We start from the raw sequence: 9,253 nt of genomic DNA, 5'->3' as shown, positions 1-9,253 counted from the left end.
CGTACGCGCCCATCTCGCCACCGTTCCCGAGGTGCTCGAACTGCACACCACCACCGGACAGGGCGACATGCTCTGCCGGCTCGTCGCCCGTTCGAACGCGGATCTCCAGCGGGTGATCGACCGGGTGGTCGGTTTCGAGGGCATCGTGCGGGCCGCCACGGCGATCGTCATGGAGAATCCCGTACCGCTGCGGATCATCCCCCTGGTGGAGCAGGCGGCGGCGGATTCGGCCGCCCGGCCGCACGGATCCCGGTGACACCGGGATCGCGGTGGTGACACCGGGTTCGCGGTGAGGAGAGGCGGTCACCGGGCCGTGTCAGCAGCCCGGCACGTCGCCGCCCTGTTCCAGTGAGCGCAGGGCCGCCACCGCGCCCTTGAGCGTGGTGACCGGGATCAGCCGCATCCCGCCGGGCAGCTCGGCACGCGCGTCACGGCACTCGGCCTTCGGTACGAGGAAGACGGTCGCGCCGTCGCGGCCGGCCGCCTGTGTCTTGAGGGACACGCCCCCGACCGGGCCGACCTCGCCGTCGTCGGTGATCGTGCCCGTGCCGGCGATGGTGCGGCCACCGGTGAGATCGCCGCCGGAGCCGTCGCCGTCCAGCTTGTCGACGACGCCGAGCGCGAAGAGCAGTCCGGCGCTGGGACCGCCCACGTCGGCGAGCTGGAGGCTGACGTCCACCGAGGCCGGGTCCCTGCCCAGATAGCCGAGGGCCGCCGTGGTCGCGGAGTTCTGGGACTGGACCATGTCCTGGACGTTGTGCTTCTCGATCTCCTTGTCGGACTCGCCGGACGGATAGACCGCCTCGCGCGGCAGTACGGCCCGGTCCGTCCGGAACCAGCCGTCGACCACATCGGCGAGATCGACGTCGGCGGACGGTCCCGTCGCCTCGATCGTGGTCATCCGCAGCTGGCCCTCGGTGGTGCGGGTGGGTGTCCCGTCGACGGTGATGACCTGCCGGCCCCGGTCGGTGCCGAGGACGTCCACGGTCATCCCGGGCTGTGCCACGGCGTACGGCAGCGGCGCGGCACCGACGACGACGAAGAGCACGACGACCGGGAGGGCGCACAGGGCGAGGAAGGCGGGGCGCGAGAGACGAGAGAGACGAGAAAGCACGCTGTCAATGTATCTGCCGGCAGGACGGCCCGGTCCGTGCCTCCCGCGCGCACCGGGCCGGACACCGCCTGGGCCCCAGGGCCCCCAGGGCCCCTGGGCGAGGGCACGCCGGCACGGTCGCCTCCGCACTCCTCAGCGCAGGGCGTCCGCGACCTCCTTGGCCGCGTCGACCACGCGCGGGCCCACCCGTTCCGGTACGGAGTCGGCGAGCATCACGACTCCGACACTGCCCTCTATCCCCGTCACACCGACGAGCGCGGCGGCGGCGCCGCTGGCGCCCGCCTCCAGCTCGCCGTGGGTGAGGGTGCAGCGCGGTTCGGTGAGCACGGTCCTGCGGGCGGCGAGGATCGCCTTGCCCGCGGCGCCGCGGTCCAGCGGATGACGGAACCCGGCCCGGTAGGCGACGTGGTAGTCGGTCCAGGTCGGCTCGACCACCGCGACGGCCAGCGCCTCGGCCCCGTCGACGAGCGTGAGATGCGCGGTGGCGCCGATGTCCTCGGCGAGCGAGCGCAGGGCGGGCAGGGCGGCCTCCCGTACCAGCGGATGCACCTGGCGGCCCAGGCGCAGCACACCGAGGCCCACTCTGGCCCGGCCGCCCAGATCGCGGCGGACCAGCGCATGCTGTTCGAGGGTGGCGAGAAGGCGGTAGACGACCGTCCTGTTGACACCGAGTTTGTTGGACAGCTCGGTGACGGTCAGGCCGTGGTCGGTGTCGGCGAGCAGCTTGAGGACACGCAGTCCCCGGTCGAGTGTCTGGGAGGTCTCCGCGGTCACGACGCCCTCTCCCTTCGGGGTCCCGTCGGCAGTGCGCCAGGAGGCCGTCCCCGGGCCTCGGCGTGCCGACTGCGCTCTGCGGCTGAGCTGCCACGGGGCGTTTACATTGCGGGGACAGTAGCGAGAGGCACCGCTGAGCGGAAGGGCTCGTCCAGAATCCGGTCAGAGAAGGGCAGTTGCTCCCTGTTCGGACGTGAAGTCGGCAGCATGGCGACTTGGGGTGATCACTCCCGCTATGCCGGGTGACCGTTCCGGCTGACAACGCTGTCGGCGAGGACGTCCCCCGTACCGCCCGGAGGAACGCCGGCAACAGCTCGCTCACGACGTCCCGTTCGGCGCGTGCCGCCCGGCGCCGCCACGACCGGCCCGGCGCGTCCGGCCGCGCGACCGACCCGGCGGGCCGGGCTCACCGCACCGAACTCACCGCCGGGCCCGGTTCACCGCGACCGGCTCACCGCATCCGGCTCACCGCATCCGGCTCACCGCATCCGGGTGGCCCACTCCTGCACCTTCGCAATCCGCTCCCGGATCTGTCCCGCCGTCGCCTCGGCGCTCGGCGGCCCGCCGCACACCCGGCGCAGCTCCGTGTGGATCACTCCGTGCGGCTTGCCGCTCTGATGGACATACGCGCCGACCATCGTGTTGAGCTGCTTGCGCAGCTCCAGCAGTTCCTTGTGGGAGACCACCGGCCGCCGCTCGGCGGGCAGTTCCAGCAGATCCGCCTCGGCGTCCGGCTTCTTGCGGCTGTGCGCGATCTGCCGTGCCTGCCGCTTCTGGAGCAGCAGTTGCACCTGGTCGGGCTCCAGCAGTCCGGGGATGCCGAGATAGTCCCGCTCCTCCTCGCTGCCCGGGTGCGCCTGCATCCCGAACTCGGCGCCGTCGTAGAGCACCCGGTCGAAGACGGCGTCGGACTCCAGCGCCTCGAAGGGCAGCATGTCCTGCTCGCCGGTGTCGGCGTCCGCCTCGTCCCGCTGTTTCTCGGCCTCCGCCATCTCCTTCTCGGACTCGGCGTAGGGGTCCTCCTCGCCGCTCTTCTTCGGCTTGTCGAGCACGTGGTCGCGCTCCACCTCCATCTCGCTCGCGAACCCGAGCAGATTGGGGATGGTGGGCAGGAAGACGGACGCGGTCTCGCCACGGCGTCTGGACCGTACGAAACGGCCGACGGCCTGGGCGAAGAACAGCGGCGTCGAGATGGTCGTCGCGTACACACCGACCGCCAGACGCGGTACGTCGACGCCCTCCGACACCATCCGGACCGCGACCATCCAGCGGTCCTCGCCCGCGCTGAAGTCGTCGATGCGCTTCGACGCGCCGGTGTCGTCGGACAGGACGACCGTGGCCTTCGTACCGGTGATCTCACGGATCAGCTTCGCGTACGCGCGCGCCGAGTCCTGGTCGGTCGCGATGACCAGTCCGCCCGCGTCCGGGATGCCCTTGCGCACCTCGGTCAGGCGCTGGTCGGCGGCGCGCAGCACATTCGGCATCCAGTCGCCGCGCGGATCGAGCGCGGTGCGCCACGCCTGCGAGACGGCGTCCTTGGTCATGGGCTCGCCGAGCTTGGCCGCGACCTCGTCACCGGCCTTGGTGCGCCAGCGCATGTTGCCGCTGTAGCTGAGGAAGATCACGGGACGGACGACTCCGTCGCCGAGGGCGCTGCCGTAGCCGTAGGTGTAGTCGGCGGCCGAGCGGCGGATGCCGTCGTCGCCCTCCTCGTACGCCACGAAAGGGATGGGGTTGGTGTCGGACCGGAACGGCGTACCGGTCAGCGCGAGCCGGCGGGTCGCGGGCTCGAACGCCTCAAGACACGCCTCGCCCCAGGACTTGGAGTCGCCCGCGTGGTGGATCTCGTCCAGGATGACCAGGGTCTTGCGCTGCTCGCACCGGTTGCGGTGCAGCATGGGCCGTACGCCGACGCCCGCGTAGGTGACGGCGACGCCGTCGTACTCCTTGCTCAGCGGTCCCGCGCTGTAGTCGGGATCGAGCTTGATCCCGATGCGCGCCGCCGCCTCCGCCCACTGCTTCTTGAGGTGTTCGGTCGGCGCGACGACGGTCACCTGCTGGACGACATGGTGGTGCAGCAGCCAGGAGGCGAGCGTCAGCGCGAAGGTCGTCTTGCCGGCGCCCGGTGTCGCGACGGCGAGGAAGTCACGCGGCTGCTCCTGGAGGTATCTGCCGAGGGCCCGCTCCTGCCAGGCACGCAGCTTGTTGGCCGTACCCCAGGGGGCGCGTCCGGGGAAGGCGGGTGAGAGGTGGTGGGAGGAGGCGGTAGTAGTCACGGTCTCCGGTTCGGGCGCTCGGGGTGACGGGGCGCGCACGCGGCGGCGTACGACGACCGGGCCACCCTACCCGTGGGGCGGCGGGATCCTCGTACGAATGAGGCGAGGTGCGACGGGCGCCACATCCCTGCGCCGGGACCGCCAAGGGCACCACGCTCGCTCCGAGTTGCCCCGATTCATCCGTGTTCGCCGGTCGCCTCGCACCGGTCAGCGGGACGGTAGCGGGGCGGGCACCCGGGCGTTCACCCGCGTGGCCACCCACACTCCGAGCAGTGCCACCGCCGCCATGGGCAGGAACACCGCGGCGAAGGCCGCCGGGTGGGAGCCCGTCGCGCCGGCGCCGCTCACGGCGGAGGCGGTGTGGCCGCCCACCGCGCCACCGCCCAGGGCCGCGAAGGCCGCGCCGCCCGCCGCCAGCAGCAGGACGTTCGACAGTCCGTCGGAGATCTGGAGCGCGGCGGAGTTCGCGCCCGCCTCGCCCGGGGCGGAGAGCTTGAGCAGCAGCACGCTGGTCGAGGCGATCACCGCGCCCATGCCGAGACAGCCGACGCCCCAGGCGATCGCGACGGTCCAGACCGGTACGGACTCGATCAGCACGCTCGGCACGGTCGCGATGGCCACGGCGACCAGCACCATGCCGCCCGCCATCAGCCGTTCGCGGTACGGCTCCATGCGTGGCCGGGACGGTATGTACGAGCCGAGCGCCCAGGTCGCGCCGCCGAGCGCGAGCGAGAGCCCGGCCATCGTCGGCGACAGCCCGCGCTGCGTGACGAGCATCAGCGGTACGAAGCTCTCGGCGGCGATGAAGGAGCCCGCGGACACACCGCGCAGCAGGACGACGGAGGGCAGTCCGCGCGCGGCCCGCCAGGTGCCGTCCGGCAGCAGTCCGAGGACGGCGGGGACGAGCAGGGCGGCGCCGGCGGCGGCCGGGAGCAGGGACAGCGGGCGCAGGTCCTGGCCCGCGTACTGGAGCAGCCCGGCGCCCAGCGAGATACCGAACGCGAGCCGGATCCTGCGCCGGTCGAGGGCGACGGGCGGCGCGCAGGGATCGGCGGGCCCGGAGGCCATCCGCCGTATCGCGGGCAGGGCGAGCGCGAGCGGCAGCACGACCAGGGCCGGTATCGCGACGAAGACCCAGCGCCAGCCGAGATGTTCGGTGACGGTGCCGGAGGCGAGCGGTCCGACGACGGACGGGATCACCCAGCTCGCAGCGAACGCGGCCATGATCGCGGGCCGCAGCCGCTCCGGATAGGCGCGGCTGACGACGACGTACAGCGCGACGATGACCAGCCCGCCGCCGAGTCCCTGGACGGCACGGCCGACGATGAACAGCCACATCGTGCCGGCCGTGCCGGAGAGCAGCAGCCCGGCGCCGAAGGCGCTGATCCCGGTGGCGAGCGGTGCGAGCGGCCCGCTGCGGTCGGCCCACTGCCCGGAGAGCACCATGGCGAAGAGGCTGGTGGTGAAGTACGCGGAGAACGCGAAGGCGTACAGCGCGACCCCGTGCAGCTCCCGCGCGGCCACCGGCATGGCCGTACCGACGGCGGTCGCCTCGAAGGCGATCAGCAGGACGACGGAGACGATGCCGATACTGAGCGCCCGGTGCGTGGGACCCAGGACACCACCCTGGTCACGGGCCTCGTCGGACGTCAGGAGCACGGCGTCGCGGTCGACGGGAGCGACATCGGCGTCGCCTGGTTCCAGGGTGGTCATAGGCACAGGGTAAGGGCCTAATCAGCGGTTGATCCCTGTCGGACGGCGGATCCGGGCTGGTTCCTTGGTCGTACGACCGTGAACGGAGTGTGGCAGTCGCGTTGCACCACCGCCGCCCGCCTTGAGCCCGGCCCGCCGCCGCTCTACGGTCGACAACAAGCAGGAGCACGACATGCGCGAAGATGCCAGAGACCTGGCCGTGTGCCCGAGTGGTTCAGGGACTCGCCTGCAAAGCGAGTTACGCGGGTTCGATTCCCGCCACGGCCTCCACCGCCCCGCCCGGACGCGAAAGCCCCGGGCGGGAAACGGCAGTATCCTCAGCCGTTCTGCGACGACTCCTGCGAGGGATCGGGCTCGGGCTTCGGCCGGAGCACCGCCTTCTGCGGAAGCCCGCCGTTGTTCTCGCACTCCAGATTCTTCGCCAGGGCGAACGACGCCGCGTGCAGGACGGTGAGATTGTCCTCGCGCAGGGCCTGGGTTTCCGGCGCCTTCGGGTCGCGGAAGCTCATCAGGCCCACGATGCGCGCGGGATCCTTGTCCGAGCCGTCCAGCTGGGGGCTCACGCACTCGAAGCGGAGCGAGGAGTTCTTGATTCCGGCCACGGCCTGCTCACCGAGCGCGTAGAGCCGCTGGTCCGCCGAGTGGCGGTCGTCCAGGACGTCTTCCGGTTTGTAAAGGCCGAAGCTGATGTCCATGCGCCCGGAACCACGCTTCTCCCCGTTGATCACGCACAACTCGCCGGCGCTGGTGTACGCGTCCTGCCCGTCCGCGTAGAGATCCTTGACCCCGGTGGCCACCTCGCCGAGTTTGTCGTCACCGGTCGCGAAGAAGCTCGTGTCGCCGATCGCGCTCTCCACGGCGGCCCTCGCGTCGCCGGAGAACACGGAACCGCAGAGCTTCCCGGCGCCGACGAAGCTCGGCTCCTCGCTCTCGCCGGAGCCGCACGCCGAAACGCCAAGGCCGAATGCCAGCACGACACCCACGGTCCGTGCGGTCTTCCGTATCCTCACAGATCTCGCTCTTTCTCTTGTCTCAGCCGGTCTCGGGATCGTTGCCCTGCTGGTTCTCCCGGTCATTGCCCTTCGCATAACCGAGATCGACGGAGTCCTGGAGATCCCTGCCGAATTCGCTGTTCATGTCGATGCCGTGCTGGTCGCGGAAATGCTTCATGGGCGCCTCCGCACTGTGCTCACCGGCCCGGAAGACGGTCGTCTTGTCCTCCCGGGTCAGCTCTTCGATCTTCTCCTTGTGCTTGTCGATGCCGCCGTCCGACCAGTCGCCGATGACCTGGCCGGCGATCTGCTCCAGCGCCCCGCTGCCCGTGTCGACGGCGAGGGGCACCAGGATGGCAGCCGCTCCGACGGCGGCGGTGGCCGGCAGGAACGCGACACCGGCGGCGATCGCGGAGGTCGCGCCGAACTCGACCCAGGCGGACCGCTGCTGCTGTGCCTTCTCGTACTCCTCGTGCAGCTTCAGGCCCTCCGCCTCGACCTGGTCGGCACGCGACTGGTCGAGCATCCCCTGGACCTCGGCGCCGACGCCCACGGCCGCCCGCGCCGCGCCCTGGTTGATCCCGTCCGGGCCCACCTGCGCCTCCAGCATGCTGCTGGTGTAGATCCGCTCGGCGGTGGTGACGGACGCGTAGGCGTCGGGGTGCTGGCCCAGGGCGCTGAGGAAGTGGCGGGCGTTGTCCCTGCCGAACTCGGCATGGGCGTCCGGGTTCTTGTCCGGCGCGAAGATACTGCCGTCCACGTTCCCTTCCAGCGCCCAGTTGATGTCGTCGACATAGCCGGCTCCCATGTGGCCCAAGCTGTCGGCCAGCGCCTCCTGGTGCTTGAGCAGACCCGGGTCCTGACCGTATTTCTCGACGACCTGCCCCATGACGGCGGCGTTCGTCCCGTCCCGGACGGCGTTCGGATCCGGGCTGTCCCAGGAATAGCCGAGCGTGGCGGACTCCAGGGCATGGCCCAGCGCGTCCGGCATGTACGCCATGGACGCGGCTGCTTCATCGGGGTCGTGGCCGTCGATGTCGGGGAACGACTCGTACTCCTCCGTGGCGAAGTAGTCGAGGTAGCTCTCGATGGGACGGCCGTCCTTGTCCTTGCCGAGGTCCGCGCGGGCACCCGTGCTGACGGTGCCGTCCTCGTTGTAGGCCGTGGGCACGGCGGAGAAGAACTGCTTCGACGCCTCCGGACTGTGCCCGAGCGCCTCCAGCATGCCGATGACCGGATCGTAACCGGAGCCGTTCACACCGGACGGGTTGAAGAGATTCTTCCGCCAGCCGCCCATCGACTTCGTGTCGGCGAACATGTACGGGTCCTTCTGGTGCAGCTGGACCACATGCTCGGCTATCGGGTTCAGGAACCTCGGGTCGTAGGTGCCGTACCGCATGATCCCGCCGAGGAGCTGATATCCGTACGCCGGATTCATGTCGTTCCTGATCAGCGGAATGCGCTCGGTGCCGAGCCGTCGCATGTCCTCGGACCACTTCTGCGTCCACGGGTCGTTCTCGCCCGAGGGGACGGTGGCGGTGGCCAGGTTGAGCCCCAGATTCCGCTGAAGCGCCTGGACGTCCTTGAGGCGTTCCTCGTCGAGCTCGGAGTAGTCGTAGGTGTCCGTGGCCAACTGGCCGAAGAATTTGAGCGATCCCTCGGGACCGAGACCGTCGTAGAAGGTCCGGGAGAACTCGCGTGACGCGTGGTTGTCCCCCAGCAGTTCGTTGAGCTGCTGGAGCTCGGCGTGGGTGAGGTCACGGCCCTTCTTCGCCAGATCGAGGGCGCGCTGTGCCTCCTCGGCGTCCAGGCTGCCGTACCTGGGCGCGCTGAAGTTGTGCTGGTCGGTGGTGATGTTCGCCGTGAGCGCGTTGGCCGCGGCCACATCGGCGTCGTCGCACGTCTCCACGACGGCGTCGATACGGCGCTGCATCGCGTCGATCTTGTTGTTCTGCGTGCGCAGCATCTCGCTGAAGTCGGGGTCGTGGCGCGCGCCCTGGTCCTTCTCCAGCGGATACCGGGCCTCGACCCTGCCATGGGCGGTGACGACCAGGTGCTGGGCCGGCGCGTCCGTGTCCATGAGCCTCGTGAGGTCGTCCTTGGCCTTCTTGAACGCCTCGTAGCCGTCCTCCAGGATCAGCTTGATGCCCTTGGCCGCCTTCGCCGCGTCGTCGAACTCCTTGGCCGTCCTGTCCACGAACGGCTTGGTGACCTCGGCGTTGACGCCTCGCCAGTAGTCGTCCTTGGCCTTGGCCGCCATGGTCGTACGCGCGTCCTCGGCGAGCGTCTCCAGCTTGGTGGTCATCTCCGACCAGTCGTCCGCCGCCGACTTCAGCTTGTCCAGCGGGGCGTGGTACACGTCGTTGAAGGTCAGCATCACTACC

7 protein-coding genes and 1 tRNA gene are annotated in these 9,253 nt (G+C 70.4%); 2 read left to right on the top strand and 6 right to left on the bottom strand.

What is annotated here, in order from left to right; translation table 11 throughout:
* On the top strand, positions 1 to 256 hold a 256-nt coding region (locus BFF77_RS25490; RefSeq protein WP_141698524.1), incomplete at its 5' end, for an Lrp/AsnC ligand binding domain-containing protein.
* Positions 257 to 316: 60 nt separating this feature from the next.
* Here BFF77_RS25490 and BFF77_RS25485 read toward each other — a convergent pair.
* The 4 genes from BFF77_RS25485 to BFF77_RS25470 all read right to left on the bottom strand — a co-directional run bounded on the left by BFF77_RS25485 (position 317) and on the right by BFF77_RS25470 (position 5,877).
* Positions 317 to 1,114 carry a S16 family serine protease gene (locus BFF77_RS25485; RefSeq protein WP_066953920.1) on the bottom strand — a complete coding sequence of 266 codons (798 nt, stop codon included), beginning with the start codon at positions 1,112 to 1,114 and terminating at the stop codon, positions 317 to 319.
* Between the two features lie 132 nt (positions 1,115 to 1,246).
* Entirely contained in the window at positions 1,247 to 1,888 is a 642-nt protein-coding gene (locus BFF77_RS25480; protein ID WP_066953917.1) for an IclR family transcriptional regulator, read from the bottom strand.
* A gap of 479 nt (positions 1,889 to 2,367) precedes the next feature.
* Positions 2,368 to 4,164, bottom strand: a complete 1,797-nt coding sequence (locus BFF77_RS25475; protein WP_066953913.1) for a DEAD/DEAH box helicase — start codon at positions 4,162 to 4,164, stop codon at positions 2,368 to 2,370.
* A gap of 207 nt (positions 4,165 to 4,371) precedes the next feature.
* Positions 4,372 to 5,877, bottom strand: a complete 1,506-nt coding sequence (locus BFF77_RS25470) for an MFS transporter (protein WP_066953910.1) — start codon at positions 5,875 to 5,877, stop codon at positions 4,372 to 4,374.
* A gap of 195 nt (positions 5,878 to 6,072) precedes the next feature.
* Here BFF77_RS25470 and BFF77_RS25465 point away from each other — a divergent pair.
* Positions 6,073 to 6,147, top strand: a tRNA-Cys gene (locus tag BFF77_RS25465).
* 47 nt (positions 6,148 to 6,194) lie between these two features.
* Here BFF77_RS25465 and BFF77_RS25460 read toward each other — a convergent pair.
* A complete protein-coding gene (locus BFF77_RS25460; RefSeq protein ID WP_141698523.1) occupies positions 6,195 to 6,851 on the bottom strand; it encodes a hypothetical protein in 657 nt (218 codons plus the stop codon).
* A 58-nt stretch (positions 6,852 to 6,909) separates the two neighbouring features.
* Entirely contained in the window at positions 6,910 to 9,246 is a 2,337-nt protein-coding gene (locus tag BFF77_RS25455; protein WP_066953905.1) for a hypothetical protein, read from the bottom strand.
* Positions 9,247 to 9,253: the final 7 nt, after the last annotated feature.

This window comes from Streptomyces lushanensis, from assembly GCF_001700515.1.
GTDB classification, from domain to species: Bacteria; Actinomycetota; Actinomycetes; order Streptomycetales; family Streptomycetaceae; genus Streptomyces; species Streptomyces lushanensis.
The sequence above is the reverse complement of the archived record's forward strand: the minus strand, read 5'-3'. Positions and strand labels throughout refer to the sequence as shown.